The organism is Streptomyces sp. a15 (assembly GCF_059026085.1).
In genome coordinates, this window is the sequence record NZ_JBWLKM010000024.1 from 106,834 (window position 1) to 126,543 (window position 19,710).

Consider the following 19,710-nt stretch of genomic DNA (forward strand, 5'->3'; position numbering starts at 1 on the left):
CCCTAAAGGGCATCGGGGGTTTTCCCCATCCGCCCATATCGATTCGGTCAACTCTCCCTAAACATCCTTCCCATGCGTAAAGCTGTGCGATCGTCCGGGATCGCATTCCGGGCCACCGCGACCAGGGCCGATCGGCCCCGGTCGCCCCCCGCTCGTTCCTTTACCTACAAGGGATGCCGATGACCCTCACCCCCCAGCGTGAACCGATACCCGGCGCGAGACGCGTGGCCCGGATAGCCGTGGCCGCCGGTCTGGTGGCCGCGCTCTCCGCGGCGGGGCCGATACCCATGGCCCTCGCCGACGCCGAGGCGCCCGTCGCGGCCGACCCGGGCGTGAAGTCCGCCCACGACAAGCTCGGCTCCGACGACGCCGACCTCCTAGCCGAGGCCAAGGCCGACGACGACAAGACCGTCACGATGATGGTCGCCACCGCGCCCGGGCAGACCGAGAAGGTCGCCGAGCAGCTCGACGCGGTCCAGGGCGGCCTGGTCGGCCGTACCTACGACAAGCTCGGCTACGTCCGCGCGACGGTCCCCACCGGCAAGGCGGACTCGGCCATCGCCGCCGCCGCCAAGCTGACCTCCGTGCACGGCATCGACCTGCGGCAGGACATCCCGCTCGACGACCCGACGCCGGCCGCGGACACCGTCAAGGGCGCCGCGAACAACGGCACGGCCGTCTACCCGGCGCCGAACAGGAAGACCCCCGCCGAGAACCCGTACAACCCGTCCTTCGAGACGGGCGCCGTCGACTTCGTGGAGGACCACCCGAAGGCGGACGGCCGCGGCGTCACCATCGGCATCCTCGACTCCGGTGTGGACCTCGCCCACCCGGCGATGCAGAAGACCACCACCGGCGAGCGGAAGATCGTCGACTGGGTGACGTCGACCGACCCGGTCTCCGACGGCGACGGCTCGTGGCTGCAGATGAGCACCTCGGCGGCCGGTCCGGCGTTCTCCGCGACCCCCCGCGGCGGCGCCACCGAGACGTTCACCGCTCCGTCCGGTTCGTACAAGTTCAGCTACTTCTACGAGTCCGCGACCGCCGGTGGCGACCAGCTCGGCGACGTCAACCGCGACGGCGACAAGACCGACGTCTGGGGCGTGCTGTACGACGCCGCGGCCGGCACGGTGCGCGTCGACCTCGACGACGACCACGACTTCGGTGACGAGCAGCCGATGAAGCCGTACAAGGACGGCTACCAGATCGGCTACTTCGGCACCGACAACCCGGCGACCGAGGTCGCCGAGCGCATCCCGTTCGTCGTCGAGATCCGCAAGGACGTCGTCTACAACGCCGCCGGCGCCAAGGCCGACTACGTCAACATGGGCATGATCTCCAGCGAGCACGGCACCCACGTGGCCGGCATCACCGCCGCGAACGGCCTGTTCGGCGGCAAGATGAACGGTGCCGCGCCGGGCGCGAAGATCGTCTCCTCGCGTGCCTGTGAGTTCGGTCCCGGATGCAGCAACGTCGCGCTCACCGAGGGCATGATCGACCTGGTCGTCAACCGCGGTGTCGACATCGTCAACATGTCGATCGGCGGTCTGCCGGCGCTGAACGACGGCAACAACGCGCGCGCCGAGCTGTACACGCGCCTCATCGACACCTACGGCGTCCAGCTGGTCATCTCGGCCGGCAACTCCGGCCCCGGTGCCAACACGATCGGCGACCCGGGCCTGGCCGACAAGGTCATCTCGGTCGGCGCGTCCATCTCCAAGCAGACCTGGGCCGCCAACTACGGCTCGGTCGTGGAGAAGAAGTACGCCATGATTCCGTTCTCCTCGCGCGGTCCGCGTGAGGACGGCGGCTTCACGCCGACCCTCGTCGCGCCCGCCGCCGCGATCAACACCATCCAGACCTGGCTGCCGGGCGCCCCGGTCGCCGAGGCGGGCTACTCGCTGCCGGCCGGCTACGCCATGCTCCAGGGCACCTCGATGGCGTCCCCGCAGGCCGCGGGCGCGTCCGCGCTGCTGCTGAGCGCCGCCAAGGCGAAGAAGATCGACCTCACCCCCGCCACCCTGCGCACCGCACTCACCTCGACCGCCGACCACATCAGTGGTGTGCAGGCGTACGAGGAGGGGGCCGGCCTCATCAACGTCGTCGACGCCTGGGACTCCATCCTGGACGGCGCCACCGCGCACGACTACACGGTCAAGGCGCCGGTGGACACCGCGATCGACCAGTTCCTGGAGACCCCGGGCTTCGGCACGGGTCTGTACGACCGTGAGGGCGGCCTCAAGGCCGGTCAGAAGAAGACGTACGACGTCACGATCACCCGTACGTCCGGCGCCGACAGGGCGATCCGCCACGAGCTGCACTTCGAGAACAACGCGGCGAGCACCTTCAGGATCGTCGGCTCGGACGAGGTGAAGCTGCCGCTGAACCAGCCGGTGACCGTCAAGGTCCAGGCCGCGCCGAGGTCCGCGGGTCTCAAGAGCGCGATCCTCGAGGTCGACGACCCGAAGACCGAGGGCATCGACAAGCTGGTCATGACGACGGCCGTGGTCTCCGCGCCGCTCAAGTACACCTACGCGGCGTCGAACACGGTCCAGCGCAACAGCACCCAGTCGTACTTCGTGACCGTGCCCGAGGGCGCCAAGTCCCTTGAGGTCGCCATCGGCGGGCTGAAGGACAAGAGCCAGACCCGGTTCATCGCCATCCACCCGTACGGCGTTCCGGTCGACTCGACCAGCACCCCGAACTGCTACAACAACTACCTCGACGGCAACGGCTGCAGGCCCGACGTACGTTCGTACGCCGACCCGCTGCCGGGCGTCTGGGAGATCGAGGTCGAGTCGCGCCGTACGTCGCCGCTGCTCGACAACCCGTACAAGCTGGACGTCGCCGTCCTCGGCGCGGTCTTCGACCCGGAGACCGTGACCGTGCCCGAGGCCAAGGTCGGCACCCCGGCCACCGCCTCCTGGAAGGTGACGAACAACTTCGCCGCGATCGACGGCAAGCTGGCCGGCGGCCCGCTGGGCTCGGCCAAGACGGCCCGTCCGACCATCGCGGACGGCGAGACCCAGACCACCACGGTCGCGGTGCCCGAGGGCGCCGAGTCCCTGGACGTCACCATCGGCAACGTCTCCGACCCGGCCGCCGACCTCGACCTCGTCGTCTACGACGCGGCGGGCGAGGAAGTCGGCAGCTCCGCCGACGGCGACTCGGAGGAGTCCGTGTCCGTGGCCGACCCGGCCGCCGGCACGTACACCGTCGTGGTAATCGGCTACGCGGTCCCGGCCGGTTCCACCGCGTACGACTACCAGGACGTGTTCTTCTCCGCCGCCCTCGGCAGCGTCACCGTCGACGACTCGACGCCGGTGAAGCTCGCCACGGGCGCCTCCACGACGGTCTCCGGCAGCGTCACCGCCGCCGCGGCCGCCCCGGAGGGCCGGGAGTTCTTCGGCCAGGTCCAGCTGCTCAACGCCCGCGGCACGGTCGCGGGCACCGGCAGTGTGAAGATCGAGAAGGTCACGCCGTAGCGCTCGGGCTGATGTAAGCCAAAAGGAAGAAGGGGCGGGTGTCCGGGAGGACACCCGCCCCTTCATTCATTTCCGCGTTTCCTATTCGGACGCCCGGATGCCTCCGATGTTGACGTCCTCACACACCTGCTCGATGAACTCGCCCACCCTGTAACTGGATCGGCGGGCGGACTCCTCGCGATCCGGTTCGGGATGCTCGTACCAGGCGAGCAGCCGGTCGAAGTCCTCGGAAATGCCGCCCGGCAGGCCCTCGTCGAGGTCCTCGATGACGTGCATCCGCTTGTGCGGGGTGAGTTCCTCGCTCTTCTGCAGGTCCAGCGCGGCCGCCGTACGGCAGAACGCCCTGCTCTTGGCCGAGTCCTTGAACTCGTCCACCTCCGACTCGTCGAGGACCAGGAACCCGGTGGTGCCGAGCGCGAGCACCGCCGCGGTCACCGAGGTGACGAGGATGCCTTTTCTCATGGTCAGGTCCCCGCCGCGATCGCGTTGAGGTCGTGCTGGTCGTAGTGGGTGGGCCAGACACCAGCGCCCCGCATGCAGGAGTTGTTGTCGGTGTCGTTGCTCGACGACCGGTGCCCCAGGTCCGCCGTGTGCCCGAACTCGTGGCAGCCGAGGCTGCGCCACTTGGAGGCGCTGATGCTGTAGTAGGTGTTGAGACGGACGCGGATGATGTCGCACGACGTCCACAGCGCGTTCCAGTTCGTGCAGTCCGTACGGCCGTGCCAGTCGCTGTCGCCGTAGTTCCCGTCGTAGACCTCGATGTCACCGCCGCCCCACGAGGTGGTGATGACGCTGCGCTCCAGTTCGGCCTTGCCGTGGTTCATGGCGCTGGTGCCGTTGGCGGTCAGGCTGATGCCCTTGACGGCCTGGTTTCTGTTGTCCGGGTCGGTCCCGCTGTCGTCGTGGCCGGCGCGGGCCGCGGAGGGGATCGCCAGGGTGAGGGCGGCCGCCAGGGCGAAGGAGGTGGTCAGCCGGGGAGAGAGTCTCGGCACGGGAGTTCGCTTTCTGTCGGGACGAGCGGCGGGCAGGGCGGTGCGCGGCGTCGGGAGCGGGAGCGGGGTCATCCGCTCGTCGGAGTCGCCGAAGGGCTGGGCTCCGAGCCGTCGTCGACCGAGTCGTCGGGGTACGGCTCCTCGCTCCCGTCGTCGGGCGCCGGCACCGTCTGGGAGGCGCTGGGCGCGGCCGGCGGCTCCTGGACGGTCTCCAGCTGGTCGCTGTTCTCCGGCTGAAGCAGGTACTTGATCTGCCAGTGGAGCTCGATCGAGTCGAACCGGCCCGCGGTCTGGACCAGCTCCGACTCGGGGTCGGCCGACCACTTGAGGAAGTAGTCGTCGGTCTCCAGGGCCCGCCCCTGGGTGTTGACCAGCTTGTAGCGGTCGGCGACCGTGCTCCGGGTGAGGAAGTAGTAGCCCGTGTCGCCCACCTTGCTCCAGGCGACGTTCTCCACCTGGTAGCCCGCGCCCTCCTCGTCCCATCCCCACTCCTCCACGACGAGCGTGGACGGCAGCAGGGACTTCTTGTAACTCGTCTCCACGGAGAGGGTGACGTCACGGGCCTGGTCGGCACCGCCGTCCTCCGCGGTGCCGATACTCCGCCCGGGCTGGATGGCCGTCACGGTCGCCTTGACGATGTACGGCGTCGATCCGACCAACTGCTCCAGGCTCTTGAACTCGAGGGTCTCCCGCCCGTGCATGATGCGCTCGGCCTGCGTGTCGAGACTCCGTCCGCCCCCGGACTCCTCGCCCACGGCGCTCCACGCGCCGACGCCGATCACCGCGCTCGCCACGACCGCGGCGACCGTGGCTCTCCACGAAACCCTTGCCCTGTTCGTACTCACGGCACTTCCCCCCACTTGTGATGAACGGCTGAGGCGCACGCCCGGGCAGCACACCGCATGGCATGCACCTGCCATGAAGATCACGCACAGGGAACGTAAAGGAAAGGTGATCGAATGCGCAATGAACTTTTCAGGCCCAACAGGGCCGGGACACCGGCTTGTTGTGGTCTGACCTCATTCGCCGGTCTGACCTGATTCGCTGGTCCGCCCTCATTCGCCGGTCCGCCCTCATTCGCCGGGGCACTCCAGCCCCACCGCGCCCGGGAGCGCCTTCTCGACCCACTGCCGGCCCCACTCCAGGGCGTCGCGCGCCTGCCCGGGCGGGTCCTCGGAGGGAACAGGATCGTTGGCCCGGTAGGTCTCGGGTCCCTCCGACGGGAGCCGGGAGACCACGACCAGCATCCGCACACCGGCCCGGTAGTACCCCTTGGCTCCTTCGGAGGTGAAGGTCAGCTGCGGCCTCCCGCTCTCCGGCTTGTAGTAGCGGTCCACATCCAGGACAACCCTGAACTCCTCGCCGCCGTCCAGGGATTCGACTCGGGCCACCGTGCCCTCGGCGACCGCCGAGGAGCAGGCGATGATCCCCTCGTCGGTGAGCCGGGCCTCGGCACCGCTGTCCTCCGCGTCGCCGCTGTGGGCCACGGAGTACAGCACGCCGGTGCCGACCAGCGCGACGGCAACCGACGCCGCCAGCACGAACACACCCCGCCGCCGCCATGACGCCCTCGCACGCCTCGGCGGCCCCAAGGCCCCCTCCCGGGCCAATCCGCCCCCGATCCACTGCAGTTGCTCGCGCACCAGGCCCATGTCCCGTTCCGCGGCCGTGTACCGGTCGGCGGCGAGGCCACCCTCCGAAGGCGAGGGTTCGTCCAGGAGGACCGCCATCAGCTGCTCGTCCGGCTGCTCGTCCCTCTCCACCCTCACGCCACCTCTTCTTCCACCTGAAGCCGCTCCCGCAGGAGTCTGGCCGCCGCGTACAGCCTGCTCTTGACCGTTCCCACCGGGACTCCGAGATGTTCGGCGATCTGCGGCACCGACAGATCCGCGTAGTAGCGCAGGACCAGCGCCTGCCGCTGTGCGGTCGGCAGGGCGTCGAGTCCTTCGGCGACCGCCATCGCCACGAGACGGTTCTCGGGACCGCCCTGGACCTGGTCGTCCGGCGGACTCAGCAGGGTGAGACGCTCGCTGACGCGCTCCTGGCGGTGCTTCGCGCGGTGCCAGTCCACCGCGATGTTCGACGCCACCACCGCGGCCCACGCCCCGACGTCGCGCGGGGGTTCCTCGCCCCGCGCCCGACGCTCCAGCAGACGCAGCCGTACCTGCTGCAGGCCGTCCTGAAGATCGTCCTGCGGAACCCCGCCGAGGGCCAGTACGGCACGGACCCGGTCGGCCTGCGCCGCGTCGAGCGGGTCCGCCGTGTTCCGGGATCTCCTGATCGGCACCCGCGTTCTCCCCCCTGATCGCTTGATTCCCCGAATCGTGTTGCTCCTATGACGCCGGAGCAACACGAAACGTTCGATCAGGCCGCCCGGCCCGCTCCCGGCCGGGCCTTCTCATCCACCTTCGCAGTCCAGGGTGCGGGCCTCGGGCAGCGCTTTGGTGATCCACCGCCGCTCGCGGGCGATGTCCTCCTCCCCGACGGTCCAGATGTCCGGGGTCGCCGCATCACGGGGAATGCCGATCAGCGCGTGGTCGCCCTCGCGCAGCCTCGGGCGGACGTCCTTCGTCATCACGAAGGTGATCTCGTCCTTGCCCTTGTCCGGCTTGTAGTAGCGCTCCACCTCGAGGGTGATCCGGTCCTGGACGGCCCCGGGGAGCGGCTCCACGTCCGTGACCGTGCCTTCGACGACCAGGCGGGCGCAGGCGAGGTAGCCGGCGGAGGTGCGCCCGGCCGCCTGCTCCTTCGCGCCGCCGTCCGCGGCGCTCTGCGCGCCGGACCCCGAGTCGCTCCCACTCACCCCGCCCTGTGCCACCAGCCAGCCCATGCCGACGACCAGCGCGGCGGCGCAGGCGGCGGCGAGGGTGCCCAGGACGAGGGCCAGGGGACGGCGGTTCCGGGGGGCGCGGGAGGAGCGGCGGGTACGGCTCCGTGACACCGGGGTGGGTGCCGGGGCAGGCTCCGCCGCCTGCTCCCCGCCCGCCAGCGTGTCCCCGATCAGGGCGAGCTGCTCGCGCAGCAGTGCCACGTCGGCCGCGGCCGAGCGATGTTCCGCCATGAACTCCGGGTCGCCCTGGACCCGGTCGGGCAGGTCTTCGTCCAGGATGGCGGCCAGCAGCGCGTCTGCGGCCGGACCGCCTTCGTACTCGGCCACGTCTCACACCACCTCGTCCTCGTGCAGCCGCGCCCTCAGGGCCCGTACCGCCGTGTGCAGCCGGCTCTTCACCGTGCCCTCGGGGATGCCGAGTTCCTCGGCGATCCCGCGCACCGGGAGGTCGGCGTAGAAACGCAGGACGAGGACCTGGCGCTGGGCGTCGGGCAGTTCGTCCAGGCCTTGGGCGACGGCGAGGGACAACACACTGGTGTCCTCGCCGGAGGGATGCTCCAACTGGCGCAGGGAGGCCAGGCGTTCGCCGACGCGCTCCTGGCGGCGCTTGGCCCGGTGCCAGTCCATCGCCAGGTTGGAGGCGACGACCGCCGCCCACGCGGACACGTCGCGCGGAGCCTCGTCCCCCCGCGCCGCGCGCTCCAGCAACCGCAGGCGGACCTGCTGCACCCCGTCCGGCAGGTCCGCCTGCGGTACCCCGCCGAGCGCGAGCACCGCCCGCACCCGGCGCTCCTGGGCCGCGTCCAGCGGGTCGTCGAGCACGTCCTCCTGGCCGCGGCGGGCCTTTCTGCGCAGCACAGACACCCCTCCCCTCACCGCGTCACCTCTACGACGCCGCAGCGGGCGGAAACGTTCGGCGGCAGGGTGGGAACTGGTTCGGAGGCGTACGTCACACCATCGCGGCCGGCCGCACAGCTTGCGGCGCGGAACGGTCGCAGGGCGAATTCCTGCAGCTCAGGGGAGGTGTGGGCAGGAGTTCCGCACGTGTCGGCCGCCCTGGTGTGTCCCAGTCCTCGGGCATGGTGACCAAAGAATTGGACAGGTAGGCCCATGTCGGCCGCATCATGGAAAAGTCTCGGCCAGGCAACACGCACGTAAAGACAGACAGAGGGAGTCACCGTGAGGGTCGGAATCGTCGGAGCCACCGGTCAGGTCGGCACGGTCATGCGCAGGATCCTGGTCGAGCGGGACTTCCCGGTCACCGAGCTGCGTCTGTTCGCCTCGGCCCGCTCTGCGGGGACGGTCCTGGACGGCGTGACGGTGGAGGAGGCGACGACCGCCGACTACACCGGGCTGGACATCGTCCTGTTCTCCGCGGGCGGCTCGACCTCCAAGGCGCTGGCCGAGAAGGTCGCCTCGCAGGGCGCGGTAGTGATCGACAACTCCTCCGCATGGCGCCGCGACCCGGACGTGCCGCTCGTGGTGTCCGAGGTGAACCCGCACGCGATCGTCGACCGCCCCAAGGGCATCATCGCCAACCCGAACTGCACGACGATGGCCGCGATGCCGGTCCTGAAGCCGCTGCACGCGGAGGCGGGGCTCCAAGCCCTGGTCGTCGCCACCTACCAGGCGGTCTCCGGCTCCGGTCTGGCTGGCGTGGACGAGCTGTTCGAGCAGGTCAAGAAGGTCGGCGAAGACGCGCCGAAGCTCACGCACGACGGCTCGGCGGCCGAGTTCCCCGCGCCGGACAAGTACGTCGCGCCGATCGCGTACAACGTGCTCCCGCTGGCCGGCTCGATCGTCGACGACGGCCTGAACGAGACCGACGAGGAGCAGAAGCTCCGCCACGAGTCCCGCAAGATCCTGGAGATCCCCGAGCTCAAGGTCTCCGGCACCTGCGTCCGCGTCCCCGTCTTCACGGGCCACTCCCTCCAGGTCAACGCCCGCTTCGCGCGCCCGATCAGCGTGGAGCGCGCGAAGGAGCTGCTGGGCGGTGCCCCCGGCGTCGCGGTCACCGAGGTCCCGACCCCGCTGCAGGCGGCCGGCCAGGACCCTTCCTTCGTGGGCCGCATCCGCCAGGACGAGACGGTCGACAACGGCCTCGCGTTCTTCGTCTCCAACGACAACCTCCGCAAGGGCGCCGCGCTGAACGCGGTGCAGATCGCGGAGCTGGTGGCGGCGGAGCTGAGCGCGTAACCGCTGACGCGACGAGGGGCGCCCACCGGTGATCGGTGGGCGCCCCCTCTTCGTATCTCAGAGCGCCAGGTGCCGCCGCAGCGCCACGTCGATCTCGCTCATGCGCCGACGGGGCACGGAGCCGATCGGACGCAACAGCCTCTCCGGCGCGAGCGCTCTGACCTGCTCGCATTGCACCTTGGAGTCCTTCGGCAACCCGCACTCCTCCGCCGCGAGCAGCACCTGGAACGGGAAGACGCGGGAGGTGTTCGTCGTCAGCGGCACCAGCGTGACGACACCCCGCCCGGTGCGTTGCACGGCGGCGTTGGCGCCGTCGTTCGAGACGATCACCGCAGGGCGCGCCTTGTTGGCCGCGCTGCCGCGCACCGGCTCATAGTCGACCAGGTAGATGTCACCGCGCTTCATCGGTCAGCCCGTCTCCCGAGAACTGGTCCCAGAACGCCGCGTCCTCGCTCCCGTCCCACTCGGCGAAGGCTTCCGTGTACTCCTGCTCCAACTGCGCCTGCCGGAGCAGCTCGATGGCAGCGTGTATCACGGCGGACCGCGACTCGGCCTCTGTCCTCGTCGCGTACTCGTCGACGAAGGCAACATCCTCCTGCGGCAGGCTCACACTGATCTTCATACCCCTAGCCTAGCGGGGTAATACCAATGTGGCTACTAATGGTGCTACCAAGCGGACGCTAAGCCCTGCCCACCTCATAGAGGAAGCACCCATACTCCACCGCCCGCACGTGTACGACCGCCACCGCCGGATCGGCGAACGCCTCCGCGAAGGCCCCGTCGAAATCCTCCGGCGCTTCGACGAGTCGCCCACCCAGGATGTGTCCCTCGGCGGAGTAGCGGCGCAGCACGCGGGGCGCGTGAGTGAACGCCGGCCCGTCATGCTCCGGCCCCGCGCATTCTCGCGCGTGGACGAAGACCGGCCCCTGCTCGTCGTACGCCCCCGGATCGACGCCCCTCTCCGCCGCCCACCGGCGCAACGGGGCGTACGAGAGCAGAGCGATCCGCTCTCCCGGTTCGCTGCGGCGCAGGCAACAGCGGAGGGGGGCGCCACCCTCGTCGTCGGTGACGGGAACGATCGCGCGTCCGGCGTCGTCAGCAGAGTGCAGCTCCTTCAGGACCAGCCGGCTGATGGGTCGTGCGATGTACGTCGTCATGTCCCCAGATTCGCGCGCATCCGCCCTGCCCACCGGCGGGAAACGGACATCGCGTTCCGTGCAGGCCCGTGGAAGGATGGCGCAACCCACACATAACGAGGAGATGACCGCGTGCCTGGCACAAACCTGACTCGCGAAGAGGCGCAGCAGCGGGCGAAGCTGCTCACCGTTGACTCGTACGAGATCGATCTCGACCTCTCCGGCGCGCAGGAGGGCGGCACCTACAGGTCCGTGACCACGGTGCGCTTCGATGTCGCCGGTGGGGGCCCCTCCCGCTCGAGCGAAGCCGAGAGTGGGGGAGGCACGGAGTCCTTCATCGACCTGGTAGCCCCGACCGTCCACGAGGTCACCCTCAACGGCGACCAACTCGACCCCGCCGAGCTCTTCGCGGACTCCCGGATCGCGCTGCCCGGGCTGCTGGAGGGCCGCAACGTCCTCCGGGTCGCGGCCGACTGCGCGTACACCAACACCGGTGAGGGGCTGCACCGGTTCGTCGACCCCGTCGACAACCAGGCCTACCTCTACACCCAGTTCGAGGTGCCGGACGCCCGCAGGGTGTTCGCGTCCTTCGAGCAGCCCGACCTCAAGGCCACCTTCCAGTTCACCGTGCGGGCGCCGGAGGGCTGGACGGTCATCTCCAACTCGCCCACTCCGGAGCCGAAGGACAGCGTCTGGATCTTCGAGCCGACGCCGCGTATCTCGACGTACATCACCGCGCTGATCGTCGGCCCGTACCACTCGGTGCACAGCGTGTACGAGAAAGACGGCCAGACCGTCCCGCTCGGCATCTACTGCCGCCCCTCGCTCGCCGAGCACCTCGACTCGGACGCCATCTTCGAGGTGACCCGGCAGGGCTTCGACTGGTTCCAGGAGAAGTTCGACTACCAGTACCCGTTCAAGAAGTACGACCAGCTGTTCGTGCCGGAGTTCAACGCGGGCGCGATGGAGAACGCGGGCGCGGTCACCATCCGCGACCAATACGTGTTCCGGTCGAAGGTGACGGACGCGGCGTACGAGACGCGCGCCGAGACGATCCTGCACGAGCTGGCCCACATGTGGTTCGGCGACCTGGTCACCATGGAGTGGTGGAACGACCTGTGGCTGAACGAGTCGTTCGCCACCTACACCTCCATCGCCTGCCAGGCGCACGCGCCGGACAGCCGCTGGCCGCACTCCTGGACCACCTTCGCCAACTCCATGAAGACGTGGGCGTACCGGCAGGACCAGCTGCCGTCCACGCACCCGATCATGGCCGAGATCCGCGACCTGGACGACGTGCTCGTCAACTTCGACGGCATCACGTACGCCAAGGGTGCCTCCGTACTGAAGCAGCTCGTCGCGTACGTCGGCATGGACGAGTTCTTCGCGGGCGTGCAGGCGTACTTCAAGGCGCACGCGTTCGGCAACACGCGCCTGTCCGACCTGCTGGGCGCGCTGGAGGAGACCTCCGGCCGTGACCTGGGGACCTGGTCGGAGAAGTGGCTCCAGACCGCCGGGATCAACATCCTGCGCCCGCAGATCGAGACGGACGCGAACGGTGTCGTCACGTCCTTCGCGATCCGCCAGGAGGCCCCCGCGCTGCCCGCCGGCGCGAAGGGCGAGCCGACGCTGCGCCCGCACCGCATCGCGGTCGGCCTGTACGACCTGGACAGTTCGGAAGGCGCGAGCGGCAAGCTGGTGCGCGACGAGCGCATCGAGCTGGACGTCGACGGCGAACTGACCGCCGTACCGCAGCTGGTGGGCAGGCGCCGCCCCGCGGTGGTCCTCCTGAACGACGACGACCTGTCGTACGCGAAGGTCCGCCTCGACGAGCAGTCCCTCGCCTTCGTCACCGAGCACCTCGGCGACTTCGAGTCGTCCCTCCCCCGCGCCCTGTGCTGGGCGTCGGCGTGGGACATGACCCGGGACGCCGAGCTCGCGACCCGCGACTACCTGTCCCTGGTCCTGTCGGGCATCGGCAAGGAGTCCGACATCGGCCTGGTCCAGTCGCTGCAGCGCCAGGTGAAGCTGGCGATCGAGCTGTACGCCGACCCGGCCGCCCGCGAGTCCCTGCTGACCCGCTGGACGGACGCCACGCTCGCGCACCTGCGTGCGGCGGCCCCGGGCAGCGACCACCAGCTGGCGTGGGCGCGCGCGTTCGCGGCGGCTGCCCGTACGCCGGAGCAGCTGGACCTCCTCGACGCCCTGCTGGAGGGCACCCAGACGATCGAGGGCCTGGCCGTCGACACGGAGCTGCGCTGGGCGCTGGTGCAGCGGCTGGCCGCGGTGGGCCGCTTCGACGAGGCGGAGATCGCGGGCGAGTACGCGCGCGACAAGACAGCCGCCGGCGAACGCCACGCGGCCACCGCCCGGGCCGCCCGCCCGACGCCGGAGGCCAAGGCGGAGGCGTGGGCGTCGGTCATCGAGTCCGACAAGCTGCCGAACGCCGCCCAGGAGGCCGTCATCGGCGGCTTCGTGCAGACGGGGCAGCGCGAGCTCCTGGCCCCGTACACGGACAAGTACTTCGAGGTCCTGAAGGACATCTGGGAGTCCCGCTCCCACGAGATGGCCCAGCAGATCGCGGTCGGCCTCTACCCGACGATCCAGGTCTCCGAGGCCACGCTGAGCAAGACGGACGAGTGGCTGGCCTCGGCGGAGCCCAACGCGGCCCTCCGCCGACTCGTCTCGGAGTCGCGGGCGGGCGTGGAGCGAGCGCTGAAGGCCCAGGCGGCGGACGCGGCGGCTGAGTAGTAGCCGTTCGTACGACGTTGGGGGCGCCCGGTGCGACACCGGGCGCCCCCAACAGTTCGTGAGGTCAGTCGACAGGCCGAAGGTCCTCCGGCCCCGTGTCCCACTCGACGCCACCGCCGAGGGGAGCAAGGAACGCGCGAGGGCCTGTGGCGTCCTCGGGGTGAACTCCGTACGGGTCCCCGGGATCGAGCACGTCCCGCAGGACGCCGACGCGGCCGGTCACGAGGTCGCGTACCAGAGTGCCCATGGGAAGGTCCGGCGCCTCACGACTCATGACGACCCCCCGATACGCGCGAGACGGTACGCGCCCCACAGCTCCCGTCCCCCCTCACAGCCGTCGGACGCCTTGGCGGCGTGCTTGCAACCGTCGCACTTCAGAGCGTGCTCGAACCAAAGCCCATAGGCGCGCTGCACAGCGGTCTCGGCATGCTCCGTGGCCGCCGCCTTTCCTTCCTTCACTGGCGTGCCCCCGCCAACTCCCATACGGACATGACCTGTTGACGTTCACCGGGCGACAGAACGTAGGTACGCACCAGGGCGCCGGCACTGGGGTCGTCCGCGAGGACGGGCGGTGCGGTGGGCAGCCACAGATACGGAGCCCGTTGGCGGCGCGCCCGGGCAAGGATCGCGCCCCACTTCTGAGGCGACGGGCAGGGCCCCGGCGGGCTCTGACCGACATCCGGAACCGGGACCGTGCGGGCGGGCCCGCCGGGCCTACGCGGCCCGAACAGGAGTGCTGTTACCCATGCAAGTGCCTGTGATACACAGTGCAATGTCGACGCTCCTACGTAGCGTTGGCCACGCCCCGGGACCGTCGTCAGCGGTTGCCGGGGCCTGTCGGTCTTCGACAGTAGGAGCAGTGAGCGCGGCGTAGGGGCACAGATTGTGCCCCTACCGTCACGCTGCTAAGAGGCCGAGCTTCAGAGCGAGTTCGGACGCCCGACGGCGCCGGGCCGGACTCTTGGACTCGGCCTCTTCGAGGACGATCCGCTTCGCGTAACCGTTGTACTTGATCGTCTCGGGAGCAGCCTCGTGGGCCTGGTTCAACGTGGCGAGCGCGGCTTCCGGCTGTCCGTCGAGCTGATAGCCGCGGGCTTCCTCGATGCGGTGCCGGGCCCGGCGCGGGCGGGACGGGATGGTGACGGCGTCAGCCGCTACTGCCTGCCGTACCGACTCACCGCCCTGGTGCAGTTCCACCGCCACTGTGACCGCGTGGGCCCCCATGACCGCCCGCGAGAAGGACGTCACGGGGTGGTAGTAGTCCTCCGGCAGCCGGTCCGTCATGGCTCGCGCCTGGTCCCAGTACCGCCATGCCGTACCCGTCTCACCGCGCCGGGCCGCTGTATACCCGGCCTCGAAGGTGAGCGCCCCTGTGATGGCCAGGACGTCGTCCGAGGCGTCCGGCAGCAACGGCCTCAGGAAGGCGAGCGTCTCCAGGTTCACCGCGTCGGCGGCGTCGAAGTGTGCCGGTCCCCCGTCGCGGTGCGCCTGGGCGGCCAGCCACGCGGCCACCCCGATGGCGTGCGGATCCTCGGACTCCTGGGCGGCGATGAGCCCGCGCTCCGCGATGCGCCACAGCAGCGCGGGATCTGACTGGTACGCCACGAAGAACTGCGCCAGCGAGTACACCTCGGCAAGCACCGCCTGAGCGGCACGGCGTTCCGCCACCCGCTCGGCCTGCCGTACGGCGAGTTGGGCGTCACGGATCAGGTCCGGCAGTAGCGCGCCGATCACCTCACGATGGTTGGGCGCGGAGTGGCGCGCCGCCCACGCCCGCGCGAGCCGCGCCGAGAGGTGGGCGGCCGGGGGAGCCTCACGCTCGGCGGTCAGCGGGAAGGCGTCGACCGCGGCCTTGACTGCGGCGAGCCGGGGATGTCCCGGGCCACTGAAGAGACTGACGCTCATCGACTCGTTCCCTGTGAGCTCCGACAGGTCTCCGACCCGCAGCAACTCGGCGATATGGAGGATCACTCCGAGCTTGGGCGTTTTCAGACGGCCGGTCTCGACAGCCTTCACCCACGACCCGGACTTGCCGAGAAACCCGCCCAGTTGATCGCGGGTCATGCCCTTGCGCGTACGCAGGATCTGGAGCCGCTGGCCGAAGACGAGCGGATCGGCGAACGGGTCCGGGGTGGCTTCTGGAGACATCGGGTCTGGCCCCTCCTCGCGCAGCGTCGTACTGGCAGGGTAGGGGCACAGCCGTACTCACGTGTTCGTGAACCCGTCACGGGTAGATGCGATCTCTAACCTCCACCGGGTGTCGGGAGGCGTAGCCGCCATACAAAGGAAGCGTTGCAAAGGATCCTTTGCAACGTTAGCTTTGTATGCATGAACGAGCCCAAGGACCCACAGATCCGCAATCTCGACGCCCGCTCCCTGCGTGGGCTCGCGCACCCCCTGCGCATGCATCTGCTGAACGCACTGCGCTTCGGCGGTCCGGCCACTGCGTCCCAACTCGCCGAAAAGTTGGGTGAGTCGAGCGGTGCTACCAGCTACCACCTGCGCCAGCTCGCCGCCCACGGCTTCATCGCGGAGGCCCCCGACCGGGGCAAGGGGCGAGAACGGTGGTGGAAGGCGGCCCATCAGGGTCTGCGCTTTGACGACGCCCTGCTGACGGACGCCGGCCCGGACGTACGCGGGGCCGCCGACATGTACCTCCACGAGGTCGCGACCACCCAGACCCAGGACCTGTCGACGTGGCTCGGCAACCGCCACTCATGGCCGGAGGAGTGGAGCCGCACCTGGGACATGAGCAGCGCGACGCTAAATCTGACGCCCGAACTCACCCGAGAACTCGTCGAGAAGATGCACGCACTCGTCGACACCTACCGCGACCAGGCCACCGACGCGGACGGCACCGCTCAGGTACGCATCCACACACATGCCTTCCCCCTCACCATGGAATGAGAGGCCTCAAACCGATGCACCCGGAGACCCACCTCGCCCTGCACCAGGCCCGCGCCGCCGAACTCCGTGCCGAAGCCGACGCATACCGCCTCGCCGCTGCGGCCCGGCGCCCCCGGGACCTCCGAACGCGCCTCGGCTGGGCCCTCGTGGAAGTCGGCCTGCGACTGGCCGCCGCGCCCAAGACTGCAGCCGCTGTTCCCTAGCACTGCTATGCAAGGGTTCGAGTCTGGGACAGGCTGCAGCTTTGAGGCTCATCGTCGACCTGCACCAACTGGGCGATCACCAGCACCGGTTCCCGTCGGCCGAAGCCAGCCACATCATCTCCGACAAGCTGCCGAACGCCGTCCAGGAGGCCGTCATCGGCGGCTTCTTCCAGACGGACCAGCGCGAACTCCTGTCCCCGTACACGGACAAGTACTTCGAGATCCTGAAGGACATCTGGGAGTCCCGCTCCCACGAGATGGCCCAGCAGATCGCGGTCGGCCTCTACCCGACGCCGCCGAGTAGGCGGCCGCACGTTACGACGACGGGGGCGCCGGGTGTGGAACCGGGCGCCCCCGTTTCGTCAGCGCATCGCGTCAAGGACTCGGCTGCGCAGCGTCTCGTTCTCGATGGTGTCGGCATGGCGCCAGGCCGCGGCAGGGACCTCCTCCGTCTGCAGTTCGGCGACGTCGGCCGAGGTCCGGAAGAGGAACCGGAAGTCGAAGTGCCGGTGTTCCGGCTCGTCCTTGGCGGAGTTGGACGGGATGGGGTGATGAGCCAGGACACGCTAGTTGGAACTTGGTCACGCATGTTGGAACTGGGGGATGTCAGCCCCGGATTCGGTGCATCTCCCGTTCCGCGAAAGCGCGGAAGCTGCGCGGCGGGCGGCCGGTGAGGCGCTGGACAGTGTTGGTGGTGCGGTCCTCGGCGCCTTCGGCGATGGCGTGGTCCATGCCGGCGAGCATCGCGGCGAACTCGGCGGGCATGTCGGCCGCCAGGCGGTCGCGCATCTGCTCGTAGGTCAGTTGACGGTGGGTGATGGTCCGGCCGGTGACCTCGGTGAGGACGGTGGCAATGTCGCCGTAGCTCAGTGCTTGGGGCCCGGTGATGATCAGGTCGGTATTCGGGGCCTGCGCCTCGGTCAGCGCGTGCACGGCGACGGCGGCGATGTCGTCGGCGTCGACGAAGCCGACGCGGCCCTCGCCGGTTGCCGTTCGGATGGTCCCGTCCGCTCGGATGGTCCGGGCGTGCGCATGGTCTGCGGTGAAGTTCTGCATGAACCACGGGGGCCGCAGGACCGCCCACTGGGAGAACAGGCCGGGCAGGGCCTGGTGAACCTGTCCCACGGCAGGGCCTCCGGCGGGGATCGCCGACGCGCTGAGCAGGACAGCGCGGTGGACTCCTGCGGTGCGGGCCTGCTGGAGGAAGGGCAGCATGACGGCTGCCGGGTCGGAGGAGCCGAGCGGCGGGATGAGATAGACCCGGTCCGCGCCTTCGAGTGCGCCTTCGAAGGAGGCGGGGTCGTCCCAGTCGAACCGCACGGGACAGGCTCCGTCGACGGGGGTGGCGCGTCGGCTGGCGGTCTTGACGCGCCGGCCTGCGGTGGCCAGTCGGGCAGCGACGCGGCTGCCGGTGGTGCCGGTGGCGCCGATGACCAGGGTGAACTCCTGGGATTCGTTCATCAGTTGCTCCCGGCGAAGTGGGTGGCGGGGTTCTGGACGGCGAGCGGGTTCCAGTAGTCGCGGTAGTGGGCGATGAGGCCGTTCTTGACAGTGACCACGGCGATGTACGACATGTCGAAAGGGCTGCCGGTGGCCACCACACGGCCCACACCGCGCATCTCGACCACGATGGTCTCGGGGGCGACGGTCTGATGGATCTCCACGTAGGGGAAGTCGTGAAGGTCTATGTGGTCGGGGTAGTCGCGCATGTACTCGGCGACGGCCGCCTTGCCCTCCAGCCGCTTCGGCCAGCCTTCCGGTGCGAAGGGGAACTCGAAGATCCCGTTCTCGTCCCACAGGTCGACCCAGGCGGGAATGTCCTTGTCCAGCAGCGCTTGTAGGCCGTGGCGGTACAGATCCACCGGTGCGGTGTTCGTGCTCATGGGGTGCTCCGTCCCGTACGATACGGACTCCGAGTCCGTTTCACATTCGACGATACGGACCGGGGGTCCGTTTTGCAATCGGAGGAACCGCATGCCCGAACGCAAGCCGCGCGCGGACGCCACTCGCAACCGGGAGGCCGTCCTCGCGGCTGCCGACACGCTCTTCGCCCGTTGCGAGAGCCCAGAGGCGGTCACCATGGCTGACATCGCGGCAGCAGCCGGCGTCGGCAAGGCGACACTCTTCCGCGGCTTCGGTGACCGCACCGGCCTGATCCACGCGCTCTACGAGATGCGGCTCGCACCGATCAGGCTCGCCGCCGAAGAGGGGCCACCACCTCTGGGGCCCGCCACCCCGCCACTGGAGCGCGTACCCGCCCTCCTCGACGCCGTGCTGTGCTTCAAGATCGACAACCGCCACCTCGCCCTGGCACTTGAGGGAACCGGCGGCGACAGCCCCTACGCGGCAGAACACTACGAGCGGTGGCACAGCATGCTCCAGGCCGCGCTGGAGCAGATTCCCGGGCTTGCCTACAGCGATTTCACCGCGCACGCTCTGCTTGCTGCCGTCCGCGCCGACCTCGTCGAACACCTCGTCGGCCGACAGCGGATGACTCGGGAGCAGATGCGGACTCAGCTGACGGCCTTCACCGTCAGAGTCCTGGAAGCCCGTGTACCACTTGATTGAACACCCTGGACCGACGTCGAATGCCGCCAGTGAAGGCGTTCATGCCATAGCGGGCTCCGGCTGATCGATGGAACTTGGTCACGATCGTTGGAACTACTGTTCCGGTCGTGAGGTGTCGATCTTGCGCGCCAGATCTTCGCTGACCTCGACGAGGAGCGTCCGTAGCGCCGCGTAGTGCGAGCTGCTCGCGGCCCCGATGTGGAACCACGTGTTGTTGCATTTTGCGGGCCAGGAGCGAAGTGCCCCGCGATGCGTCCGAAGTAGGAGTCGAGGCGGGCACCTTCACATGCTTCCATGGCTGGGGCGGGCTCCCTCCGGCTCCGAGTGACCGACCTTGAAAACGGTCCACACCGTCTTGCCCGGGTTGCCCACGGTGATTCCGAAGTCATCGGCGAGAGCCGCTACGAGGCGAAGCCCCCTGCCGCCGCACTCCTCGATGCTCTCCCGGGCCGCCTCCGGCCATCCGCCCCCGCTGTCGCGGACCGCGACACGGATCAGTGGACCGTCGGCGGCGAGCGCCAGGCAGAACTCACGTCCCGGCGGGACACCGTGCAACAGGGCGTTCTTGACTTGCACCTCGGGCTGAAGCCCGAGGATTCTGGCCTTCCGTTCCGTTGCCGTGCCGCTACGCGGCACGGGCTT

At 69.4% G+C, this 19,710-nt stretch carries 21 protein-coding genes and 1 pseudogene; 7 read left to right on the forward strand and 15 right to left on the reverse strand.

All coding sequences use genetic code 11. From position 1 onward, the window contains the following. Positions 1 to 179 precede the first annotated feature (179 nt). Positions 180 to 3,485, forward strand: a complete 3,306-nt coding sequence (locus tag AC5P09_RS24665; RefSeq protein WP_493875962.1) for a S8 family serine peptidase — start codon at positions 180 to 182, stop codon at positions 3,483 to 3,485. Positions 3,486 to 3,566: 81 nt separating this feature from the next. On the opposite strand, the gene AC5P09_RS24670 is transcribed toward AC5P09_RS24665, so the two are convergent. The 7 genes from AC5P09_RS24670 to AC5P09_RS24700 all read right to left on the reverse strand — a co-directional run bounded on the left by AC5P09_RS24670 (position 3,567) and on the right by AC5P09_RS24700 (position 8,171). Then, on the reverse strand, positions 3,567 to 3,947 hold the full coding sequence (locus AC5P09_RS24670; RefSeq protein ID WP_493875963.1) for a hypothetical protein: 381 nt from the start codon (positions 3,945 to 3,947) through the stop codon (positions 3,567 to 3,569). Between the two features lie 2 nt (positions 3,948 to 3,949). Continuing rightward, a complete protein-coding gene (locus AC5P09_RS24675; protein ID WP_493875964.1) occupies positions 3,950 to 4,477 on the reverse strand; it encodes a hypothetical protein in 528 nt (175 codons plus the stop codon). Positions 4,478 to 4,545: 68 nt separating this feature from the next. Next, positions 4,546 to 5,322 carry a hypothetical protein gene (locus AC5P09_RS24680; protein WP_493875965.1) on the reverse strand — a complete coding sequence of 259 codons (777 nt, stop codon included), beginning with the start codon at positions 5,320 to 5,322 and terminating at the stop codon, positions 4,546 to 4,548. A 228-nt stretch (positions 5,323 to 5,550) separates the two neighbouring features. Continuing rightward, the gene (locus tag AC5P09_RS24685) at positions 5,551 to 6,246 is read right to left on the reverse strand and encodes a hypothetical protein (protein WP_493875966.1); all 696 of its coding nucleotides are present in this window, start codon (positions 6,244 to 6,246) and stop codon (positions 5,551 to 5,553) included. Beyond that, entirely contained in the window at positions 6,243 to 6,764 is a 522-nt protein-coding gene (locus AC5P09_RS24690; RefSeq protein ID WP_493875967.1) for an RNA polymerase sigma factor, read from the reverse strand. Before AC5P09_RS24690 ends, AC5P09_RS24685 begins: the two co-directional genes overlap by 4 nt. A 111-nt stretch (positions 6,765 to 6,875) precedes the next feature. Then, the gene (locus tag AC5P09_RS24695; protein WP_493875968.1) at positions 6,876 to 7,634 is read right to left on the reverse strand and encodes a hypothetical protein; all 759 of its coding nucleotides are present in this window, start codon (positions 7,632 to 7,634) and stop codon (positions 6,876 to 6,878) included. Between the two features lie 3 nt (positions 7,635 to 7,637). Beyond that, a complete protein-coding gene (locus tag AC5P09_RS24700; RefSeq protein ID WP_266439476.1) occupies positions 7,638 to 8,171 on the reverse strand; it encodes an RNA polymerase sigma factor in 534 nt (177 codons plus the stop codon). A gap of 315 nt (positions 8,172 to 8,486) precedes the next feature. Here AC5P09_RS24700 and AC5P09_RS24705 point away from each other — a divergent pair, with 315 nt between their 5' ends. After that, complete coding sequence (locus AC5P09_RS24705) at positions 8,487 to 9,503, forward strand: aspartate-semialdehyde dehydrogenase (protein WP_493875969.1); 1,017 nt, start codon at positions 8,487 to 8,489, stop codon at positions 9,501 to 9,503. A gap of 57 nt (positions 9,504 to 9,560) precedes the next feature. On the opposite strand, the gene AC5P09_RS24710 is transcribed toward AC5P09_RS24705, so the two are convergent. Genes AC5P09_RS24710 through AC5P09_RS24720 form a run of 3 tightly spaced genes read right to left on the reverse strand, consistent with a single transcriptional unit; the run spans position 9,561 to position 10,660 of the window. Further along, positions 9,561 to 9,908, reverse strand: coding sequence for a type II toxin-antitoxin system PemK/MazF family toxin (locus AC5P09_RS24710; protein WP_493875970.1), 348 nt, complete (start codon positions 9,906 to 9,908; stop codon positions 9,561 to 9,563). After that, a complete protein-coding gene (locus AC5P09_RS24715) occupies positions 9,895 to 10,125 on the reverse strand; it encodes a ribbon-helix-helix domain-containing protein (protein ID WP_493875971.1) in 231 nt (76 codons plus the stop codon). Before AC5P09_RS24715 ends, AC5P09_RS24710 begins: the two co-directional genes overlap by 14 nt. 58 nt (positions 10,126 to 10,183) lie before the next feature. Beyond that, positions 10,184 to 10,660 carry a DUF1203 domain-containing protein gene (locus AC5P09_RS24720; protein ID WP_493875972.1) on the reverse strand — a complete coding sequence of 159 codons (477 nt, stop codon included), beginning with the start codon at positions 10,658 to 10,660 and terminating at the stop codon, positions 10,184 to 10,186. 111 nt (positions 10,661 to 10,771) lie between these two features. On the opposite strand from AC5P09_RS24720, the gene pepN reads away from it, so the two are divergent. Beyond that, positions 10,772 to 13,390, forward strand: a complete 2,619-nt coding sequence (gene pepN / locus AC5P09_RS24725; protein WP_493875973.1) for an aminopeptidase N — start codon at positions 10,772 to 10,774, stop codon at positions 13,388 to 13,390. A gap of 64 nt (positions 13,391 to 13,454) precedes the next feature. Here pepN and AC5P09_RS24730 read toward each other — a convergent pair whose 3' ends face one another. Continuing rightward, on the reverse strand, positions 13,455 to 13,637 hold the full coding sequence (locus tag AC5P09_RS24730; RefSeq protein ID WP_493875974.1) for a hypothetical protein: 183 nt from the start codon (positions 13,635 to 13,637) through the stop codon (positions 13,455 to 13,457). Between the two features lie 650 nt (positions 13,638 to 14,287). Beyond that, entirely contained in the window at positions 14,288 to 15,538 is a 1,251-nt protein-coding gene (locus AC5P09_RS24735) for a helix-turn-helix domain-containing protein (protein ID WP_493875975.1), read from the reverse strand. Positions 15,539 to 15,718: 180 nt separating this feature from the next. Here AC5P09_RS24735 and AC5P09_RS24740 point away from each other — a divergent pair, with 180 nt between their 5' ends. The 3 genes and pseudogenes from AC5P09_RS24740 to AC5P09_RS24750 all read left to right on the forward strand — a co-directional run. Continuing rightward, positions 15,719 to 16,297, forward strand: a complete 579-nt coding sequence (locus tag AC5P09_RS24740; protein WP_493875976.1) for an ArsR/SmtB family transcription factor — start codon at positions 15,719 to 15,721, stop codon at positions 16,295 to 16,297. 14 nt (positions 16,298 to 16,311) lie between these two features. Next, positions 16,312 to 16,500 carry a hypothetical protein gene (locus AC5P09_RS24745; protein WP_493875977.1) on the forward strand — a complete coding sequence of 63 codons (189 nt, stop codon included), beginning with the start codon at positions 16,312 to 16,314 and terminating at the stop codon, positions 16,498 to 16,500. A gap of 98 nt (positions 16,501 to 16,598) precedes the next feature. Further along, a pseudogene (locus AC5P09_RS24750) lies at positions 16,599 to 16,794 on the forward strand (hypothetical protein); the annotation flags it as partial. A 312-nt stretch (positions 16,795 to 17,106) separates the two neighbouring features. Here AC5P09_RS24750 and AC5P09_RS24755 read toward each other — a convergent pair. Continuing rightward, on the reverse strand, positions 17,107 to 17,961 hold the full coding sequence (locus AC5P09_RS24755; RefSeq protein ID WP_493875978.1) for an NmrA family NAD(P)-binding protein: 855 nt from the start codon (positions 17,959 to 17,961) through the stop codon (positions 17,107 to 17,109). Next, the gene (locus AC5P09_RS24760; protein ID WP_493875979.1) at positions 17,961 to 18,383 is read right to left on the reverse strand and encodes a nuclear transport factor 2 family protein; all 423 of its coding nucleotides are present in this window, start codon (positions 18,381 to 18,383) and stop codon (positions 17,961 to 17,963) included. Before AC5P09_RS24760 ends, AC5P09_RS24755 begins: the two co-directional genes overlap by 1 nt. A gap of 91 nt (positions 18,384 to 18,474) precedes the next feature. Between AC5P09_RS24760 and AC5P09_RS24765 the strand changes: the two genes are divergently transcribed. Continuing rightward, the gene (locus AC5P09_RS24765; RefSeq protein ID WP_493875980.1) at positions 18,475 to 19,068 is read left to right on the forward strand and encodes a TetR/AcrR family transcriptional regulator; all 594 of its coding nucleotides are present in this window, start codon (positions 18,475 to 18,477) and stop codon (positions 19,066 to 19,068) included. 282 nt (positions 19,069 to 19,350) lie between these two features. On the opposite strand, the gene AC5P09_RS24770 is transcribed toward AC5P09_RS24765, so the two are convergent. After that, the coding region (locus tag AC5P09_RS24770) for an ATP-binding protein (protein ID WP_493875981.1) at positions 19,351 to 19,710 on the reverse strand (360 nt) is incomplete at its 5' end.